Source organism: Paraburkholderia sp. RCC_158, assembly GCF_041355255.1.
GTDB lineage: Bacteria > Pseudomonadota > Gammaproteobacteria > Burkholderiales > Burkholderiaceae > Paraburkholderia > Paraburkholderia graminis.
The window spans coordinates 40,887-59,585 of sequence record NZ_JBFUPM010000011.1 but is presented as its reverse complement, the minus strand read 5'-3'; the positions used below and the strand labels follow the sequence as shown (position 1 = coordinate 59,585).

15 protein-coding genes are annotated in these 18,699 nt (G+C 66.2%); 10 read left to right on the top strand and 5 right to left on the bottom strand.

The window, feature by feature from the left end; translation table 11 throughout:
* Positions 1-15: 15 nt before the first annotated feature.
* The 7 genes from sctJ (at position 16) to sctC (ending at position 7,477) form a co-directional block, all read left to right on the top strand.
* Positions 16-852, top strand: coding sequence for a type III secretion system inner membrane ring lipoprotein SctJ (gene sctJ, locus AB6809_RS21330; protein WP_371027170.1), 837 nt, complete (start codon positions 16-18; stop codon positions 850-852).
* 98 nt (positions 853-950) lie between these two features.
* Entirely contained in the window at positions 951-1,808 is an 858-nt protein-coding gene (locus AB6809_RS21325) for a type III secretion protein HrpB4 (RefSeq protein ID WP_371027090.1), read from the top strand.
* On the top strand, positions 1,793-2,650 hold the full coding sequence (sctL, locus tag AB6809_RS21320; RefSeq protein WP_371027089.1) for a type III secretion system stator protein SctL: 858 nt from the start codon (positions 1,793-1,795) through the stop codon (positions 2,648-2,650). The genes AB6809_RS21325 and sctL overlap by 16 nt, the downstream gene beginning before the upstream one ends.
* On the top strand, positions 2,647-4,041 hold the full coding sequence (gene sctN / locus AB6809_RS21315) for a type III secretion system ATPase SctN (RefSeq protein WP_371027088.1): 1,395 nt from the start codon (positions 2,647-2,649) through the stop codon (positions 4,039-4,041). The genes sctL and sctN overlap by 4 nt, the downstream gene beginning before the upstream one ends.
* Positions 4,042-4,045: 4 nt before the next feature.
* Complete coding sequence (locus AB6809_RS21310; RefSeq protein WP_371027087.1) at positions 4,046-4,585, top strand: type III secretion protein; 540 nt, start codon at positions 4,046-4,048, stop codon at positions 4,583-4,585.
* A 54-nt stretch (positions 4,586-4,639) separates the two neighbouring features.
* The gene (gene sctT / locus AB6809_RS21305; protein WP_053860679.1) at positions 4,640-5,455 is read left to right on the top strand and encodes a type III secretion system export apparatus subunit SctT; all 816 of its coding nucleotides are present in this window, start codon (positions 4,640-4,642) and stop codon (positions 5,453-5,455) included.
* 192 nt (positions 5,456-5,647) lie between these two features.
* On the top strand, positions 5,648-7,477 hold the full coding sequence (gene sctC, locus AB6809_RS21300; protein WP_029970663.1) for a type III secretion system outer membrane ring subunit SctC: 1,830 nt from the start codon (positions 5,648-5,650) through the stop codon (positions 7,475-7,477).
* Positions 7,478-7,493: 16 nt separating this feature from the next.
* On the opposite strand, the gene AB6809_RS21295 is transcribed toward sctC, so the two are convergent.
* Positions 7,494-8,516 (bottom strand): response regulator transcription factor, encoded by a 1,023-nt coding sequence (locus AB6809_RS21295; RefSeq protein ID WP_006047130.1) that lies wholly within the window; start codon positions 8,514-8,516, stop codon positions 7,494-7,496.
* Between the two features lie 607 nt (positions 8,517-9,123).
* Between AB6809_RS21295 and AB6809_RS21290 the strand changes: the two genes are divergently transcribed.
* Positions 9,124-10,209 (top strand): Rieske 2Fe-2S domain-containing protein, encoded by a 1,086-nt coding sequence (locus AB6809_RS21290; protein ID WP_371027086.1) that lies wholly within the window; start codon positions 9,124-9,126, stop codon positions 10,207-10,209.
* A 51-nt stretch (positions 10,210-10,260) separates the two neighbouring features.
* Here AB6809_RS21290 and AB6809_RS21285 read toward each other — a convergent pair whose 3' ends face one another.
* Both AB6809_RS21285 and AB6809_RS21280 read right to left on the bottom strand, forming a co-directional pair.
* Entirely contained in the window at positions 10,261-13,821 is a 3,561-nt protein-coding gene (locus AB6809_RS21285) for a hypothetical protein (RefSeq protein ID WP_371027085.1), read from the bottom strand.
* Positions 13,822-13,984: 163 nt separating this feature from the next.
* Positions 13,985-14,674, bottom strand: coding sequence for a DUF3455 domain-containing protein (locus AB6809_RS21280; RefSeq protein WP_029970667.1), 690 nt, complete (start codon positions 14,672-14,674; stop codon positions 13,985-13,987).
* 527 nt (positions 14,675-15,201) lie between these two features.
* Here AB6809_RS21280 and AB6809_RS21275 point away from each other — a divergent pair.
* Positions 15,202-16,020: a hypothetical protein gene (locus AB6809_RS21275; protein WP_029970669.1), complete on the top strand. Its 819-nt coding sequence runs from the start codon at positions 15,202-15,204 to the stop codon at positions 16,018-16,020.
* Between the two features lie 78 nt (positions 16,021-16,098).
* Here the strand turns inward: AB6809_RS21275 and AB6809_RS21270 are convergent, their stop codons facing one another.
* Both AB6809_RS21270 and AB6809_RS21265 read right to left on the bottom strand, forming a co-directional pair.
* Positions 16,099-17,298 carry a cytochrome P450 gene (locus AB6809_RS21270; protein WP_371027083.1) on the bottom strand — a complete coding sequence of 400 codons (1,200 nt, stop codon included), beginning with the start codon at positions 17,296-17,298 and terminating at the stop codon, positions 16,099-16,101.
* Positions 17,299-17,357: 59 nt separating this feature from the next.
* The gene (locus tag AB6809_RS21265) at positions 17,358-17,969 is read right to left on the bottom strand and encodes a hypothetical protein (RefSeq protein WP_006047136.1); all 612 of its coding nucleotides are present in this window, start codon (positions 17,967-17,969) and stop codon (positions 17,358-17,360) included.
* Between the two features lie 266 nt (positions 17,970-18,235).
* Between AB6809_RS21265 and AB6809_RS21260 the strand changes: the two genes are divergently transcribed.
* On the top strand, positions 18,236-18,658 hold the full coding sequence (locus tag AB6809_RS21260) for an HrpB1 family type III secretion system apparatus protein (protein ID WP_006047137.1): 423 nt from the start codon (positions 18,236-18,238) through the stop codon (positions 18,656-18,658).
* Positions 18,659-18,699: the final 41 nt, after the last annotated feature.

The window sequence follows — 18,699 nt, the reverse complement described above, 5'->3', positions numbered from 1 at the left end:
CCCATGTTGCAGACGATGCGAGAGGCCACGCACGCTAGACATAGCCCGGTCCGCGCGATGCGCGCGGCCGCGCTCGGGCTTGCGCTTGCCGGCTGTATCGTGCTCGCGGGCTGCCAGAAGGAGTTGTATCGCAATCTGACCGAACAGGACGCGAACGAGATGGTGGTGGCGCTGCTGGAGCAGGGCGTCGATGCGTCCAAGAGCACCATCGACAACGGCAAGAGCTGGACGCTCGAAGTCGACGACAAGCAACTGGTCCACGCAATGCAGGTGCTGCGCGAGCGCGGCCTGCCGCATAGCCGTTACGACGATCTCGGCAGCCTCTTCAAGAAGGACGGCCTGGTGTCGACGCCGACCGAGGAACGCGTGCGCTTTATCTACGGCTTGTCGCAGGAATTGTCGGCGACGCTTTCGAAGATCGACGGCGTGATCGTCGCGCGCGTGCAGATCGTGCTGCCGAACAACGATCCGCTTGCGCAGCAGATGAAGCCGTCGTCGGCGTCAGTGTTCATCAAGTACCGGCCCGATTCCGACGCGAACGCGCTCGTGCCGCAGATCAAGACGCTGGTGATGCATAGCGTCGAAGGTCTGACTTACGACGCGGTGAGCGTGACGGCCGTGGCCGCCGATCCCATCGATCTGCCGAAGCCCGCGCCCGCGCAAGTCTCGCCGCTGCCGACGCTGATCGGTGCGGCGCTGGCGTTTCTCGTCGGCGCCGCGAGTCTCTTTCTGTGGTTGCGGCGTGGGATGCCGGCGAAGGGCGCGGCGGGTCCGCTGTATCCGCGTGTTTATGCACGAATCAGCGCGCTCGTCGGCAAGTGGCGGCGTGCGAAACCTTCTTCTGCGGCGTGATGATGGCGGCGGTGTCTTCGGGTGGGTTGGCGGCGTCGGGGGCGGCGGGGTCTTCGCCTGCGCTTTCGGCTCAGGCATCAGCGGGTTCTTCGGTTGGGTTGGCGGGGACGGGATCAGCGAGTTCTTCCTCTGCGCTTTCGACGCCCGCATCCACCGCGTTTCCAGCAGCACGCTCCGCGCCATCCCCCGCAGCCTTCCCATTTTCGCGCGCCGCTGCAGCGCTCGCCGCGTGGCAGCGCAATGCAAATGACGCCGCGCGCTGGGCGCATCCGTCATGGTGGGCGCCCGCGCTCGATGCGTCGCCGGCCACGGTATCCGCCTCATTCGACGCACTGCGCGACGCGCTGGCGAACACAGACACCGGTGCCGTTGCCGCCTGTTCGCGGGCGCTGTTGCATGCGGCCGGCGTGCCGCTGCCGGACTTCGACAGCTTGCGCGCGCCCAGTCCGCTCGTGCTCGATGCGTTGCCCGTCGACGACGCGTTGCGCGTGCTGCGCATGCGCGCGCTGCTGTTGCGTCGGGCGGAGGTGCGCAGGTTGATCGACAAGCCGAGCCGCCGCCGCCTCGCGGAATGGATCGGTGTGCCGCTCGAACGGTTGGGTGGTGCGCCGAGGCATGGCGGCGGCGCCGGCGGCGCGTCGGCTAATGTGCCGGATGTAGCGCGCCTCGTCGCGCGCGGCCATCTGCCTTCGCTCGAAGAACTCGACGCGGAAAGGCTGGCGTACGAAGGCTATGCGCTGATCGCACGTGACGTGGCGCTGTCCGCCAGCGATGCGCAGGAGGCGGCGCTGTTCGCGTGGCCATGCCCCTGTCCGCTCCTACGCCTCGCCTTGCCCCGCGACTTACCCCCGCCGTGGCCCGCCACGACCGCGCGCGAACTCGACACAGGCGGCACCGCGCTCCTCTTCACGCAACTTCCCGAACTGCTTCCGGAGTGGGCATGGCTATTTGGCTGAGATCGGACCGTCTACTGCCCGCCGCGGTCAGCATCGACGGCGATGCACGCGGCAGTGGCCATGTCGGCGCGCATGCGGACGTGGTGCCGCGCGCCACGTTCGGCGCGCTAATCGAAATCGACGCCGCGTACGCGCAGCTAGCCGCCGACCGCGAAGCAACCCTCGCCGCGGCGCGCGACGAAGCCGCGGCGATCATCGCCGCCGCGCACGCCGAAGCGCAAACGATTCTCGCGGCCGCGCGCGACGAGTACGAGCACGCCGCCACCCGCGGTTACCGCGACGGCGAACAGCGCGCGCTCGCGGACTGGGTCGAGCGGCTCGCAGACGCGGGCGCCGGCCAACGCCGCGCGCAACTGAAAATGCGCGAGCGGATCGCGAGCATCGTGACCGTTGCCGTCGAGCAGATCGTGCAGGTCCAGCACGCCGATCAACTGTTCGAGCGGGCGCTGTCGGCGGTCGACCGCATCGTCGAAGGCGCGACGTGGCTGCACGTCGCCGTGAGCCCCGTCGACTACGACAAGGCCTGCGTCGCGTTCGAACGGCTGTCCGCGCGCTGGCGCGATCTCGGCCGGCCGTTTCCGCTGTCGGTGGTCGCGGACAAGCGGCTCGCGCCCGGCAGTTGCCTGTGCGAGTCCGATTTCGGCGCCATCGACGCGAGCCTCGCGACGCAAATGCGCGCGATGCGGCTCGCTGTCTCGCGGGCGCTCAAGCAGTCCGCGAGCGAACTCGGCGCGGTCGCCGAATCGCTCGCGCCGTATGTGCAGGAGCACGAGCACGCCGCCGCCGAACTCGCCCATGCAGACGGTGACTGGAACGGCGGGCACGACGAGGGCTCGCGATGACCCCGCCGCGCGCAGCCAATGCGCCCGCCATCCACGAAGCCGACGACCCGGACGACGCGCTGCTTCCGCTTTTCGATGCCGAGCGCCTCGCCGATGCGATCGAACACGAGATCCTGTCGACAGCGAGCATCGCGCGAACCGGCAAGGTGCTCGAAGTCATCGGCACGCTCGTCAAGGTGGCCGGACTCGACGTGACGCTCGGCGAACTGTGCGAGCTGCGCTCGGCGAACGGCGAATTACTTCAGCATGCCGAAGTAATCGGCTTCACGCGCGACGTCGCGTTGCTCTCGCCGTTCTCGCGGCTCGCCGACATCTCGCGCTCGACACGCGTCGTAGGACTAGGCCGCTCGCTGACGGTGCCGGTCGGCGACGCGTTGCTGGGCCGCGTGATCGACAGCCTGGGCGAGCCGATCGACGGACTCGGGCCGCTCGATACCATCGAAGAGCGCCCGGTCTTCGCGAATCCGCCTTCGCCGATGAGCCGGCGCATGATCGACACGCCGCTTGCGACCGGCGTGCGCGTCGTCGACGGCATGATGACGCTCGCCGAAGGTCAGCGCATGGGCATCTTCGCGCCGGCGGGCGTCGGCAAGAGCACGCTGCTCGGCATGTTCGCGCGCGGCGCGCAATGCGACGTGACCGTGATCGCGCTGATCGGCGAGCGCGGCCGCGAAGTGCGCGAGTTCGTCGAGCTGATTCTCGGACCCGAGGGCATGGCGCGCTCCATCGTCGTGTGCGCGACCTCGGACCGTTCGTCGATCGAGCGCGCGAAGGCGGCTTATGTCGCGACCGCGATTGCCGAGCACTTTCGCGACCGCGGCCAACGCGTGCTGCTGATGATGGATTCGCTCACCCGCTTTGCCCGCGCGCAGCGCGAGATCGGCCTCGCCGCCGGCGAGCCGCCCGCGCGGCGCGGCTTTCCGCCGTCGATCTTCGCCGAGTTGCCGCGCCTGCTCGAACGCGCGGGCATGGGCGAGCACGGCTCGATCACGGCGCTCTACACGGTGCTCGCCGAGGACGAGTCGGGCAACGATCCGATTGCCGAGGAAGTGCGCGGGATCGTCGACGGACACATGATCCTGTCGCGCGAAATCGCCGCCAAAAACCAGTATCCGGCCATCGACGTGCTCGCGAGCCTGTCTCGCGTGATGCCGCAAGTGATGACGCCCGACTACGTGCGCGCGGCAGGCCGGCTGCGCGAGTTGCTGGCGAAGCATCGCGAGGTCGAGATGCTGCTGCAGATCGGCGAATATCAACCGGGCGGCAATCCGCTTGCCGACGAGGCGATTCGCAAGATCGACGCGATCCGCGCGTTCTTCAATCAGGCGACGCATGAACTGGCCGCGCCGCAGGACACCGAGGCGCGGCTTTTCCAACTGGCCAACGGTTGACACGATGAGCACGACGCACAGTCCCGAGACGACACGACGACGGGTGGCCGCGCTTCAACTGACGATAGGCTGTCGCGAGCGGCTCGAGCGCCGTCTGCAAGTGGCCCTGATCGCCGCGCGCGCTGCGCATGCCGAAGCGCTCGCGCAACGCGACGCGCAACTCGCGCGCACGGAGGCCGAGCGCGAGCAATTGCGCGGTTTTCACGCCCGCATCGCGCAGATGATGACGGGCGGTAGCGCCGTTCGTCTCGCCGAACTCAACGCGACGATGCGCTATGCGGATGTCGTCGCCGTGCGTGTTCGGCAGATGGAAGGCGAACTGGCAGCGATTGACACCACGTTGCGCGGCAAGGCCGACGAACTCGCCGCGGCTACGCGCGCGTTGGCGGTGAATCGCAGCCGCATCGAACTGTGCGGCGAGCGCATCGCGCACTTGCATGTCGAGCTGGATCGTCAAGCCACCGACGCCGAGGACGACGAAGCGGAGGAAACCGCGCTAGCGCGTTTGCGTCCGCCGACCGGCATCCACGGCAGAGCCCTTTGAAGACACCGCGCAATGAGCACGCCACACGGTTCCAAATTTGATTAGCCATCCGTAATGTACGACACCATCACCACACTGCCGCAATTCGGCGCCACACTGATCCGCTCGCTGACGGTGCTTGGCGTGTGCTCGGTGCGGCTCTTCGTGATGCTCTACCTGTTTCCTCCGACGGCGGACGGCATCCTGCAAGGCGTGGTGCGCAATGGCGTCGTGCTGCTGTTCAGCTCGTTCATCGCGTATGGTCAGCCGGTTTCGCTTTATACGTCGCTGACCGGCACGGCGCTTGTCGTGATCGGCTTGCGCGAGGCGGCCATTGGCCTGCTGCTGGGCTTTGCGGCATCGACGGTATTCTGGGTCGCGGAAGGCGCGGGCATCTACGTCGACGATCTGGCCGGCTACAACAATGTGCAGATCACCAATCCATTGCGCGAAGAGCAGTCCACGCCGACGGGCACCTTGCTCGCGCAAGTGGCGAGCGTCGCGTTCTGGACCTTCGGCGGCATGACGTTCCTGCTCGGCGCGCTGTACGAGTCGTATCACTGGTGGCCGTTGACCGCCGCGACGCCGGTGCCCGCGAACGTGCTCGAAAGCTTCGTGCTGCAGCAAACCGACTCGCTGATGCAGACCACCGCCAAGCTCGCCGCGCCGATGATGCTGATGCTGCTTCTGGTCGATTTCGCGTTCGGCTTCGCGGCGAAGTCGGCGCAAAAACTCGAGCTGATGACGCTCAGTCAGCCGGTGAAGGGCGCGCTCACGGTGATGATGCTTGCGCTCTTCGTCGGGATTTTTGTCGACCAGGTCCGCGATCAGCTCGTGCTCTCGGGTCTCGGCGAACAGTTGCGCGCCATCGCGGGGCCGCTCCGCAAATAAGCGGGCAAATAAGCCGGCGCGCATGCGCGCATGCCGCGCCGCCAATTCTCAACACTCCTCAAATGCGCATGAACCGTCAGATTTGTTGAGGATGTGCTTCACACGCTTCGATACATTGGGCATCGCCGGCTCACGTTGCATGTTGCATGACGCACGGCCAACCCATCGACCATCGTGGACATCGTGGAACCCATGAACAACAAACGGCTCATGCTTGCTGCCCGGCTGGCAGCGTCTCTTGTCTTCGCGTTGCCCGCCTTGCTCGCGGCGCCCGCCGAAGCCGCCGCGATCCGCTGGCGCAGTTCCGTGGTCCACGTCAGCGCCGAAGGGCAGGACGTGAAAGACGTGCTGCGCGATTTCACCGCCGGACAAGGTGTGCCCGCAACCATTTCCGGCGACGTCCACGGCAGCGTGAGCGGCCGCTTCGACATGCCGCCGCAGCGCTTTCTCGACACGCTCGCGTCGAGCTTCGGCTTCGTGTGGTTCTACGACGGCAGCGTGCTGTCGATCAGCGATGTGAACACCGTCACGCGGCGGGTCATCAAGCTCGATCATGCGAGCGCCGCCGACTTGCGCGCGGCGCTCACGCAACTGCGCATCGAGAATTCGCGCTTTCCGATCACTTACGACGAGAGCCAGAGCACCGCGCTCGTGAGCGGCCCGCAAGCGTACGTGCAACTCGTGTCGGAAGTCGCGCGCCGGCTCGACGACAACGCGGCGCAGCGCTCGGGCTCGATGATTCGCGTGTTCCAGTTGCATCATGCGTGGGCCGCGGATCACAACGTCGAGATCGACGGCAAGACGGTGACCGTGTCGGGCGTCGCGAACGTGCTGTCGTCGATGTACCATCCGCGCGACAAGCGCGGGCGCAACGGCGCGGACAGCTACGAGCAGGCCGCCAATCGCGCGGCGCGCGAACCGACGATGCGCCGCCTGCAACCGATGCGCGACGTGACCGGCAGCACCGACGGCGGCGGCTACGAAAGCGGCGTGAATCCGCCGCTGCCTGCCGGCATTGCGGCGAACGGCGGCGTCGCGCCGGGCATCGGCGGATTGCTGAACGGCATGGCCGCGGGCGGTGGCCCTGGCATGCAGTCGGTGGGTTCGTCCGATGGCGGCGACGGCGGCAGCGGCGACACGTCGGTGAGCGGCAGCCAGACGCTGCCCGTGATCGAAGCCGATCCGCGCACGAACTCGGTGCTGATCCGCGATGTGCCGCAACGCCTGTCGCAGTATCAAAGCCTGATCGACAAGCTCGACGTGCGGCCGCGTCTGATCGAAATCGAGGCGCATATCATCGAGATCGACGACAACGCGCTCAAGCAGATCGGCGTCGACTGGCGCGCGCATAACAGTCACATCGACATTCAGACCGGCAACGGCACGACGCAGCAAAACGGCTACAACGGCAACATCGATCCGATCTTCGGCACGCAGACGCTGTCCGACGGCACGACCGTCATCAACACGACGCCGCTCGGCGGATCGCTCACGGCGGTGCTCGGCAACGCGGGCCGCTATCTGCTCGCGCGCGTGAACGCGCTGCAGCAAAGCAATCTCGCGAAGATCGATGCGAGCCCGAAGGTCGCGACGCTCAACAACGTCGAGGCCGTGATGGACCAGAAGACGCGCTTCTTCGTGCGCGTGTCGGGCTACACGTCGGCGGATTTGTACAGCGTGTCGACCGGCGTGTCGCTGCGCGTGTTGCCGCTCGTCGTGGAAGAAAACGGCAGGACGGACATCAAGCTGAACGTTCATATCGAGGACGGCGCGATTACCTCGCAGCAGGTCGACAACATTCCTGTGATTACGACCAGCACGATCAACACGGAGTCGTTCGTCGGGCAGGGCGAGAGTCTTTTGATTGCCGGCTATCGCGTCGATACGTCGACGAACGGCGAAACCGGCGTGCCGGGTCTCTCGAAGATTCCGCTGATCGGCGGGCTGTTCCGTTATCGCGACGACCAGCGCAGTCACATGGAGCGCTTGTTTCTGCTGTCGCCGCGCATCATCGAGTTTTGAGCGCGACGCTTGGGGCTTAGCCGTTGCCGCGCGTGCGCGCGGCGAGGGCGGCTGCGCTCAGCAACGCGTACGGCGCTTTCGGCGCGCTGCTCGCGGACGCGGCGAACGCTGCTTGCGAGTCGCCCCACGCGGGCGCATTGCGGGCCACCGCGCTATCGGCGGGATGCACTTCCGCGCGAGGCGGCGCGGCCGGCGCAGCGACGGGCTGCATCGGTGCGAGGCAGGTCATGGCCGCGGCTGTGCGGGCATCGTCGTGCAGTGTCTCCAATGCGACGCCGTGGCTATCCACGCAATCCACGCTATCCATGCTCTCCGCGCTTTCAACGCTTTCTTCAAGCGCGGCCTCCGCTGTATCGGTCATCTCGATGCGGTAGCCGTGCGCATACAAGGTCCGCAGATGCACGCCCCACGGGCCGTTCAGTTCCAGCTTCTTGCGCAGCTTGTAGATGTGCTGTTCGAGCGTGCGTCCAATGATGTCTTCGGAACGGCTCCATACAGCGCCCGCGATCTGGCGGCGGCTCACATATTCGCCGCGGCGCGAGAACAGCAGCCACGCAATCGCGAATTCGCGCGGCGTGAGGCGCACCGCGTGGCCGTCGACGTGAACCGTGCAGTTGCGGCGATCGAGCCGGTATGCGCCGCATTCCAGCGTGTCGCTCGAATCGGCGCTCTGTAGTTGCACGCGCAACAATGCGAGGTGCACACGCAGCATCACCTCGCGCGCATCGACGGGCGACAGCACGACGTCGTCCGCGCCCGCATCGAACAGCCGCGCGATGGCTTCGCGGTCGTGGCCGGCGCCGATCACGATCAGCGGCGCGCGGCGGTCGGCATAGCAGGCACGCCGCGCGAGCACCGGGCGCAGCGGATTGAGACCGGTGTCGGCGTCGATCAGGATCGCGCTGTATTCGTCGCGATAGATTGCGCGCGCGAAGGCGACGTCATCGGCGAACCGATGGCAGACTGCGCCGTCGGCTTCGAAACAACGGCAGATCAACCCGAACAGTGTTGCGCTTCTGGTCATCACTGCAAGTTTCATTTTTCCTCCGTGCGATACCGCTCGCCCGCGAGACTCACGGGCGAAAGGCGAACGTCATTCGTGGAACGGGTAGGCGGATGCGTTTGCGGTTTAGGCCGATTACGCAATTCGAATGACTCGACAGTAGAGGGAGCGGTCCATCAAGGATGTAACGTTTTGTTTCCTCACCGCGATTCAATCGCCTGCTTGAAAAGCGGATCACGAAATTGCCATTTTTCGACTACCTGTTTCTCGTAGTTCACTCGGCGCAATAGACGTTTTTTGCCGCTTGCCGAAAAAATAATGACGGAGCAGGGCGCGTTAAACCTTACAGACGCGAAGCTGCGCGAAGCGCGGAAATCGCTTTTGCGACAGCCGTTTACGCGCGATCCTTACATTGATGTAATGTTAGCGTAAGGTTAGGGCGCGGTTTGGACGCCGGCCAATATTTAACCGCTGCGGTATTGGGGGCAAGCGACACGCGCGTCCATCGCTTGCAATCCGTAATACGCATTTATTTCCGCACGAGCGCCTGCTTAATTGCGCGTCTGCCGTTATTTACCGCTATGAGAATTGTTGAGCGTGTTTAATTACGGATTGCCTAATATGGGCTCGCCGCAGGTGAATCGTGCCTCGATCCGACTGGAGACTCGCCGTGCCGTATCTGCTCAACGCCTGGTATGTCGCCGCGCTGTCCAGCGAGGTCACGGCGGATGCCCCGCTGGCCCGCACGCTGCTCGACGAGCCCGTCGTGCTGTATCGCGTCGCGGGCGGACAAGCGGTTGCGCTCGCGGATCGCTGCCCGCATCGCTTCGCGCCTTTGTCTCGCGGACGCGTGGTCGACGGTGCGCTCGAATGTCCGTATCACGGACTGCGTTTTGGCGCGGAAGGCCGCTGCGTGTTCAATCCGCACGGCGATGGCCGCGTGCCCGCGCGCGCTGAAGCGCGTCACTATCCGGTGCGCGAACGATACGGCGCGATCTGGTTCTGGCCGGGCGATCCGCAACGCGCATCTAATACGCCGCTTCCCGCATTCGATTATCTCGATCCGCAAGAGAACTTCACGAGCGAGCGCTATCTGCACACGCACGCGAACTATCAGTTGAGCGCGGACAATCTGCTCGACCTGAGCCACTTTCAGTACCTGCATCCGGAAACGCTCGGCAGCGAGCAGATGGCGAGCGGCGCGGTACGTGCGACGGTCGCGGGCAACACGGTGTCGGTGCGTCGCGAGATGAAGGGCGAATATCTGCGGCCGATGCTCACGCAGAGTTTCAATCTGCTCTATGGCGAGCGCGCCGACCGCGAACTCGACGTGCAATGGATACCGCCAGGGCTGCTCACGATCGTCGTGCGCATTTGCGAAAGCGGCTTGCCGGAGACGACGCGCGAAGCGGTTTCAGCGCACTGGCTCACCCCCGAAACCGCCGCGAGTTCGCATTATTTTTTCGCGTTCGGTTTGCCGCGCGCGATCGGCGAGCATGGCGCGGAGCTGGTGAGCCGCACGGCGCAAAGCCTGCTCGCGCCGTTTCGCGATGAGGACATTCCGATGCTCGAAGCGCAGCAACGCATGATCGGCGAACGCGATTTCTGGTCGCTGCGCCCGGCGATGCTGCCGATCGACGCGGGCGCGGTGCACGCGCGCCGCATCATGGAACGGCTGATCGCGGACGAAGCGCGGCAAGGCGTATCGACGGCGGGGGAGGTGTTGTAGTTGGGGGCTGCGACCAGCAGCCAAAGCCATCGACAAAGCCTCCGCCCGTCGTTACATCGCGCCGCCTGGCGCGTCAGCGGCCGCTGTGCCCGTGCCCGTGCTTGCAAGCGTCGGCAGAGCGCCACCAACTTCCAACGCAGCCGATTCACCCTCCGGTTCCGACACCGGCGTCCAGAACGTCAGGCTCTTGCCGATCCGGCTTTGCTCATGCGATGCACGCAAGCCGTATTTCCAACCCTGCGAACTGCTGCGCGCGACCTCACGCAGACCGAACAAACCGAGCGGCCGCCACGCCGACGGATCTTCGAACGCGCTCTGCATTTTCCGTTCGAGCGTGCGCAGCTTCGCCTCGATCAGCGCACGCTCCGCGCGGCTCAGCGTCCGCGTGGACGCATCATCTTCCAGACGCGAGCGCAACTGATTCGACAACGTCAGATACTGGTTCAGGCGCGGTACGCATTCGTCCTTGATGACCCAGCGTTCGCCGAACGAAAACTCACCGGACGATTCCAACTGCGTCTGCTCGATCACCTGTTGCAGCCGTTGCGCGCCGATGCCGTGCACCCACGCCGGATTCGCGCGCACCGAGCGGGCCCAGTCGTCGGCGTTGCGGAACATGCGGTCCTGCATCGTGTATTCGGCGACTAGGCCGCGGTTATCGCGCATCGCGAAGACGAACGACGAGCGCCCAAACGGCGTGACGTCGACGGCCGCGCCGGCCAGCGTCTTCGGGGCAGGGCTGACCGATCCCACGTCGCCTAAGTCCAAACCCGTGCTCAAACCGTCGTCGCCGAGCGCAATCGCACGCGGCGCGAACTGCGCGCCCGCGCTCGCCGTCAGCGAGCCCTGCACGGCAGTCGCGCCGATCGTGCTGGCAAGCGCGCCGCTCTCCTTCAGATCGGCGGCGGAATAGAGCGTCACGCCCGAGCTCACGCCCGCATAAACGCCGACGCGATCCGGCGAACTCGCGCCCGGCACGTTCGCACGCGCGACACCGCCGACGGTCAGCGGCGTCGCCGTGACCGAGGTCGCGTTATTGCTTTGCGACGACAGCGAAATACGTTCGTTGTCCGCGATACCGGCGGCGAGAATCTGCATGAACTCGTCGGGTGTCTGTGCCTGTTCGGCTGCATCCCAGTACGCGTTGACCATCTGCCGGCTGTCCTTGTGCCAGACCTCGGCCTCGTGCGCGGCGGTCGCGGGCGTGGGCGCGAGCCGCCGCGCGCGCAACACCACCGACTGCTCCCACGCAAGCGAGCCGCCCACGCCCGACGATGCCCAGCCGCCCGCCATGCCCGCGACGCCGGCCACATCGAGCGCCGCGCCGACGAAACCTTGCGCGCCCAGCGCGCCGTTCACGCGACTGCGGTTGCCGAAGATCATCTGGCCGCCTTCGTACGCGGTGCCGATCGAATACATCGAATCGCGCCCGCCGAGTACCGTCACAATCGGTCCCGCGGAGACCAGCAGCTTCGCGGGCAAGTTACCCCACGCGCTGGCGTCGAGCCCGAGCGCATTGCCGTCATACGATGTGAAGCCCGTGCCCGGCACGTTCTGCGCCATCAGCGCGAGATGCTGTTCGCGCAAGTTGCGCGTCGTGATCCGTTCGAGCGGCGCAATGCCGGGGTTGTCCAGCAGATCGTGCGCGGCCTGCAGATTGCGCTGCGTGGGCTCGGCGAGCGGGGCGTCGTCGGCGGCCATCGCGCTTGCATCGAACCAGCGTTCGAGCGTGGCAAGCGTGAAGCCGCCGTCCGTCATTTCATCGACGAAGCGTCGGCGCCGCTCGCGGTCGTCGAACATGCGCAAGCAGCGCTCGACGTTGGGCTGCGCTCGCGGATCGCCTTGCCCGCGCATTGCGGCGACGCGTGCGCGCGCGGCGTCCCACATCCGCCGCGCGTCGCGCCGGCCGATTTCGAACGATTCGGGCCGGCGCTTTTGCAGCTCGCGAAGCCGCGCGTCGGACGGCACGTCGGGGCGCGCATCGGTCCATGCCCGCAGGCGCTCCGCGTTCAGCGCATGCGTGAGCATCCGGCCGGGCGTGGCCGCGCGAGGCAACTGCTCGTTGCTGTAGTCGAGCAGCGCGGCGCGGGCGGCGATCAGCGCGGTGTCGTACCGTCCGCGCGTCGTGTCGAAGAACGGCGTGTCGGCGCCGAGCAGACTCGAGACGCCGATCGGCGAGCGGTTCCTGCCGAACACGCGCGGCACGTCGTGTACGGCAAGCCCTACGCGCGCCTTCGCATGCGCGAAGCGCTGGGCAGGCGGTGCGCCGTCGATCGAACCGAGCGCCGCGTCCTTGCGCTGCTGCCGCTCTGCGCCGCGCTCAACCCACGTCGTGCCGCCGTCGAACAGCAACTGTGACGCGCGCTCCAGATCGGAGCCGGGGCCGCTTTCGTCGAAGCCCATCTGCCACAAACGGTAAGCCGTGATCGCTTCGATGTCGCATGCGCCCATGTCGGTCGCGTCGACGGCGTCGGGCGGCAGACGCCGCGCCGCATCGAGCGCGAGCATCGCGTGCCGGCCATACGGATCGTCGATGAACATGCGATACGTCGCGTCGTCGTTGAGATCGGTGGGCGTCGCGCCGAGCTCGGCATCCATCGAACGCAGCTTGTGACCGGCCTGCAGATAGACGACGAGCCGCGCGGCCGCGCTGTTGCCGCGCTCCGCATGCGGGGCGCTGTCGCCGAACTGGAGGCGCAGCAGACCTTCGAGTGCGGCGCAACGCGCCTGCGCGAGGTTTTGCGCGCAGCGCCAGGTGCGGGGTTCCAGATCGTCGGGTGCGTCGGGTGGTGCATTACTGGCGATGTCTAGCGGCTGCTGCAAGCGTTCGAGAATTCGCGCGGCCAGCGCGGGATCGCCGCCGCTTGCCTCGGCGAGCGCCTCCGCGACCGCCACCACGCACTCCTGCGGCAGGCGTTCGACGGCCGGCGGCAACGACGCATCGCCACGCGCCGGCCGGGGTCTGCGCAGCGTGAGTCCGTCGAGCAGGCTATTGATGGCGGTCTGCCGCGCGTCCGCCACCTCCGGCGTGGCATCGGCTGGAATCGGGAAGAGCCGGTTCACGGCGATCACGGGCTGCATGAAGTGATCGTCGAGCGTTTGCGCCCATTCGCGGGCGGCCGCGTTGGCTTCGCGGTTACGCAGACGGCGCAGCGTCTGGCCGATCGCGCGCGGATTCATGAACTTCGGCACGGGCAGCGCGCCGCGCGTTGCGTCGTCGGCCAGGAAGGCGGCCGTGCGTCCGATCGACGCGTTCGCGAGTTGCGCGCCCTGTGCGCCGATCGCGATCGCGGCGCTGTCCAGCGATGCCGGTTCCTGCGCCGGCGCACGTTGCGGCGGACGGGGAAAGCGCGTATCGGCGGCTGGGTTGGCGACGCTGCCGGCTGCGGTGAGCGTCGATTCGAGCACGGTGACCGTGGTGTTCGACGCGCGGAAAATCCGCGTGACCGGATTGTGGCGCACGCGGTCGGACAGACGGGCGAGGCCGCTGAGCGGGGTTTGGGTGTCGGGGGTGGTGGGGTGGGTTTGTGGCTGCGGTTGCTGTTGTGATGAAGTCGCGGCGTTATCGCGGCTGGGTAGAAGAGAGGTCAGTGGCGGAAAGCGGAAGTTCATCGAGTCCTCCGAAGCATGCAGCGGCGCGGCGCGCGAGAAGCGGGAGTGTGGCGTCGGGCGTCGCGTGTGAGGCGGGCGCCGCGTTAGGCGCTATACGTCACGCGTTTCGTGCGAATTTGATGTGTCGTGTTTCGCCTCGTGCGTGACGCAAGACCCGACCACGCTATTGCGCAGCCGATGCCGCGTTCAACGGCGGCTCCGGCGCGGGCACCACTGCGGCGGGGTCGCTCGCGCGATAGAACAAATACGTCGCCGAATACGGCACGAAGAGCGACACGCCTTCCTGGTCGCAAGCCGGATTCGGCGGAAGCCCGCCAGAGGTCAGCACGCGCTGCACCGACGTCGTCCTCGCAAAGCGGCCTTCGCCTGTGCGCTCGCCGGCATTGAAGCGCGCGTCCATGCGTTGCCACGGCAGCGCGTCGGGCGTGACGGTCTGGTCGGCGGCGAGGCGTCCGATCATGTAGCTGCCGTCGTACGCACTGAACATGCGGTTGGGCATCACCGTGCCGACGCTCTTGCGCGCCTGATCGACGAGCGTGGCTTCCGTGCCTGTCGACGTCCACTGAAGCGCGCCGCCGCTTCGCCGGCAGCTCCACACTTCATCGCCGACCGCGCTCAACACGTCTTGAAGGACCTCCTGCGATCCGGCTCGCAGCGACAGCGGCAAGGTTTCGTTGGCAGGCGGGACGAGCTTTTGCTGCTGGGCGATCTTCAGTTGCGCGGAGCCGGGCGTCGGGTCGGCACACGCGGCGAGAAGACTCGCGAGCGCAAGTGCGACGAGCGCGCGGACGGCGACAGCAGGCGCATGGAACGCGGCCACGGGACAGAGCGCGGAAAGAGAATGTTTCGGCACGGCGATCTCGACGCAACGCAATGGCGGTAGTAGACATGAAGCGCAACCGACGCGCCGGCACGCTGCGAAGCGCCGGACGGATTTGCGCAGAAGCGGCTTCTTGTGTCGACCTGCGCGAGATCGCCGCGAGTGCCGCGCAATCACGACGCCTGTGCATCGCTGCGCGCTCAAAACCGCCGGACCGATCTACGCAGAATCGACTTCTTGCGGCGACCTGCGCGAGATCGCCGCGATGCCGCGCAACGACGATGCGTGCGCGCCGCCGCACGTCGCAACCCGCCGAACGAACTTGCGCAGAATCGCTTTCTATGTCGGCTCCCGCGAGAATGCCGCAACGCCGTGCAAGTACCCGCGACAACCGCTAACGTCCACGTCACACCTGCCGCAACCCCTCATCGTTCGCTTCGCTTTATTGCGCATCGTTGCGCGCGGCACACGGCAACTGCATCGCGCCGCGTTTACATTCAAGCGTGCCCGGCAACAACGCGCGCCAGGCCACCGCGTCGCTTCGCTAACAAGGAGTCGTCATGACGTATAGCGCATTTTCCACGCTGTCCTATCCGGCAGGCGGATATACGGGCGCGGCCGATACTTCGTCGCTGTTCACGCGATCCATCACGACGCAACCGAACGCGTGGGGAAACGTCGGCGGCAACGTCGGCAGCAACGCCGTCGCGAACTGGAATTCGCCAGGCGGCATGGGTGACAACGCGCTCGAGCAACTCTTCCTGCAGTTCCTGTTGAGCATCACGAGTCCATCGCAGGAATCGTCGGGCATGCCGATGCCTTCCATGCCCTCGATGCCTTCGCTCCCGACGAGCAGCGGCGGCGTCACCCAAGCCAGCTATCGCAGTTCATCCGGCACGGGCGTGGTCAACGCGAACGGCGCCGTCGAGCGAGGCGACGCCAACGTGCGGCCGGCCGGCTCGGGCAATGCGGCGGGCGTCGCCCAGACGCAGTTGCACAAGTCGGCGGCCAGCATCATGGCGGACCAGGGCGTGCCGATGGACAAGGGCGTCGACACGACCGTGTGCTGCGCGAACTTCGCGTCGGCGTGTCTCGTGAAGTCCGGAAAGATCTCGGAGTCGCAGCACACGAATCTCGTGTCGACGCTTCACAGCGAATTGAAGGGCGATGGCTGGCGCACCGTGAGCCGCAACGAGGCGAAGCCGGGCGACATCTGCATCGTCGGCGACGATGAGCACGTCGAGATCGTCGCGAGCAACGACAACGGCCGCATCACGTTGATCGGTTCGAACAATACGCAAGGCGGCAGCGGCCCGCAGGTGGTGTCGTACGACACCTATACGGGCAACCGGGGCGACGTGAAGTTCCTGTCCGAGTGACAACCCGATATGCGATGCAAGATGCGCGAGCCTCACGCGCACCGCGTCCAATCGCAACCAGCCTAACGCTCGACCTAACTAACGCTCGACCATCAACCGGTCATACCCATGAAACGAACCGTGCTGCTGCCGCGCCTGCTGACCAGGCGCGAGCCGCAAGTCCGGCATGCGCCGAGTCAACGCGCGCAATAGCGACTCCAGTTGCATCCGCGCGAGCGCCAGTCCCATGCAGCTATGCGGACCCGCGCCGAACGTCAGCGAACGTCCCGCCTCGCGCTCGAAGCAAATCTCATCGGGCGCGGCGAACACCGCCGGGTCGCGATTCGCGCTGCCGATGAGCGGCATCACGCGTTCTCCGCGACGAATCCGGCAGCCGTCGATCTCGACGTCGTCCCATGCATAGCGAAACACGGACTGCACCGCGGGATCGTAGCGATACAGTTCGCGCACGGCTTGCGGCACGAGCGAAACGTCGTCCTTCAGCGCCTGCCACGCGCGCGGCTCGCGCAGTAGGGCGGCGACGCTATTGCCGATGGACAGCAGCGTCGTGCCGTATCCGGCGATAAACAGAAACAGGATATTGACGAGCATTTCGCGCCGGCCGATGCCGCCTTCCTGTTCGAGCCGCAGGAAGCGCGAGGCCGCATGATCGGGCGCGGCGTGAGGGTCGATGGCGCGCATGAACGATTCGACTTGCGCGAGGAAGGCTTCGGTGTGCATGGCCGCGAGCGCGTGTTCCGCGGCGGACATCGGCGCGCCGCTGATCAGTTGCCACGCGCCCGCCGACGCCTCCAGATAACTCGCGCCGTGCGCATCGGGAAACCCGAGCAGACGGCAGATCGTGCGCACCGGCAACACGCTTGCGATATTCGCGACCAGATCGAAACGCGGCAAGTGCTCGCATTGATCGACGAGGCGCGCGACTTCATCGTCGATAAACGCTTGCAGCGACACCAACGCCTTGCGTGAAAACAGCGGCCCGAGAAAGCGCCGCAGCCGTTCGTGCGCTTCGCCCGTTTGAAACACGACCATGCTGGCATAGCCGAGAGGATCGTCGAGCGGCTCGGTGCCGGGCGGCGGCCGCGCCGAAAAACGCGCGTCGTCGAGTATGCGGGTGACGAGCGCATGCGACGACGCGAGCCATACGCCGCTCGCGTCGCGGCACAGCGGCCGATGCGCGCGCAACCATCGATAGAGCGGGTACGGATCGCCCGAACCCGTGCCGATGATCGACGGCAGCACGCTGTACGAGCCTGGGTCCGGGATCTCGCAGGTCATCGGCGGTTCGCCGTCAGCATGCGTGCGTGTATCGGTGAGCGGCACGTCGAACGTAAAAGTCACACGTTAAGAGTGTAATTACCCGGCAACTGTGCGGGCTGCTCAACCGTCAGCGGCTGAACACGGTTGTTCGGCGCGCTGTTCAGATTCAGATCGCCCGCGCCGATGTTCACCTGATCCGCTGCGAACTTGTACGTGCCGTCGCTCTGTTTCTCGCCTTCGACGAGGCCGCCGCTCATGATGAGATCGAAAGGCGAGCGGCCGTTCGTCATCAGTTCGTTGACTTCTTTCTTGCCGTCGGCCGTGAAGCTCACGCTGCCGTCCGCGCCCACCGTGCCGACCGATTTGCCGTTCTTGTCGTAGAGATTGCCGGACGGATCTTCGAGCAGGCTCACTTCGCCGCCGGAGCGCGTCGAGAGTTTGATGGAGCGCAGCGGCGGATTGCCGTTCGACGGCGCGCCGGGATACTGACCGGTCGAGCCGGGGAACTGGCCGCCGCCGGGATACTGACTGCCGCCCGGATACTGGCCGCCCGTGATGCCGAGGTCGTTGAGCAACTGCTGGATGTCGGCGTCGATCTGCGCCTGGTTCGCGCCGCCGTTCTGCTGCCCGCCTGGGTACTGGAACGTCGGGCTCTGGTAGTACGCGGAGTTCACGTTATTGGTGGTCATGGTTCCTCTCACAAGGTTGATTCATGCGGATAACGAAGACTGATGAGGTCGCCAGATCGCGCCGACTTCAACACAGACAGACTATGGGAAGGGCATCGGCGTGCGCGGACGGATGCGAAGCGGGGTGTGAGCACGCGAAATCCGCGCGCCACAACCGCATGCTTCGCGATCACGCTCCACGCTTCGTATGCGCGCGATAGCCACGCGCCGCGCGTCCGAGAATGCAGGGTGTCGCTCCATGCCATTCGTTCGCCCAGGTACGTGCAATGAAAAACGATCCATGCAGTGTCGCGGTGCTGGGTGTGCTGCTGACGATCTTCTCCGTGGGACTGCGGCTCGGCGCGCACGCAGACCTCGAGGAACTGCTGCTCGTGTTGCGCCAGCTTCATCCGAACCCGGCGGTCGTCGACATCTGCGAGGTGAGGCTGCTCGTCAATTCGCGGCGCTGGATCGATGCGTTGCGTCTGTTGCGGCAGATCGACGAGCAGGGCTACGGTTCGCCCGTCGTCACCGCATTGCAGGCCTGGTGTCTGTACATGCTCGCCGATCGCGACTGGCGGCGTTGCGCGGCTGCGGTGTTGCGCAGCGGCGATCCCACGGCGCTCGCGATCGTCGCGAAGTTTCTGAGCATCGGCGGGGATTCGATTGCCGCGCGCATTGCCGAAGCGTTAGGCAATGAATACACGTGACGACGCCCGCGATGAATTCCACGCCAACTCGCCGCAATGCG

Coding starts and splice junctions, on each gene's coding strand:
- AB6809_RS21295 (WP_006047130.1), bottom strand. CDS start 8,516: ATGAAACTTGCAGTGATGACCAGAAGCGCAACACTGTTCGGGTTGATC.
- AB6809_RS21260 (WP_006047137.1), top strand. CDS start 18,236: ATGAAAAACGATCCATGCAGTGTCGCGGTGCTGGGTGTGCTGCTGACG.
- sctJ (WP_371027170.1), top strand. CDS start 16: ATGCGAGAGGCCACGCACGCTAGACATAGCCCGGTCCGCGCGATGCGC.
- sctL (WP_371027089.1), top strand. CDS start 1,793: ATGGCTATTTGGCTGAGATCGGACCGTCTACTGCCCGCCGCGGTCAGC.
- AB6809_RS21265 (WP_006047136.1), bottom strand. CDS start 17,969: ATGACCACCAATAACGTGAACTCCGCGTACTACCAGAGCCCGACGTTC.
- AB6809_RS21285 (WP_371027085.1), bottom strand. CDS start 13,821: ATGAACTTCCGCTTTCCGCCACTGACCTCTCTTCTACCCAGCCGCGAT.
- sctN (WP_371027088.1), top strand. CDS start 2,647: ATGACCCCGCCGCGCGCAGCCAATGCGCCCGCCATCCACGAAGCCGAC.
- AB6809_RS21270 (WP_371027083.1), bottom strand. CDS start 17,298: ATGACCTGCGAGATCCCGGACCCAGGCTCGTACAGCGTGCTGCCGTCG.
- AB6809_RS21275 (WP_029970669.1), top strand. CDS start 15,202: ATGACGTATAGCGCATTTTCCACGCTGTCCTATCCGGCAGGCGGATAT.
- AB6809_RS21310 (WP_371027087.1), top strand. CDS start 4,046: ATGAGCACGACGCACAGTCCCGAGACGACACGACGACGGGTGGCCGCG.
- sctT (WP_053860679.1), top strand. CDS start 4,640: ATGTACGACACCATCACCACACTGCCGCAATTCGGCGCCACACTGATC.
- sctC (WP_029970663.1), top strand. CDS start 5,648: ATGAACAACAAACGGCTCATGCTTGCTGCCCGGCTGGCAGCGTCTCTT.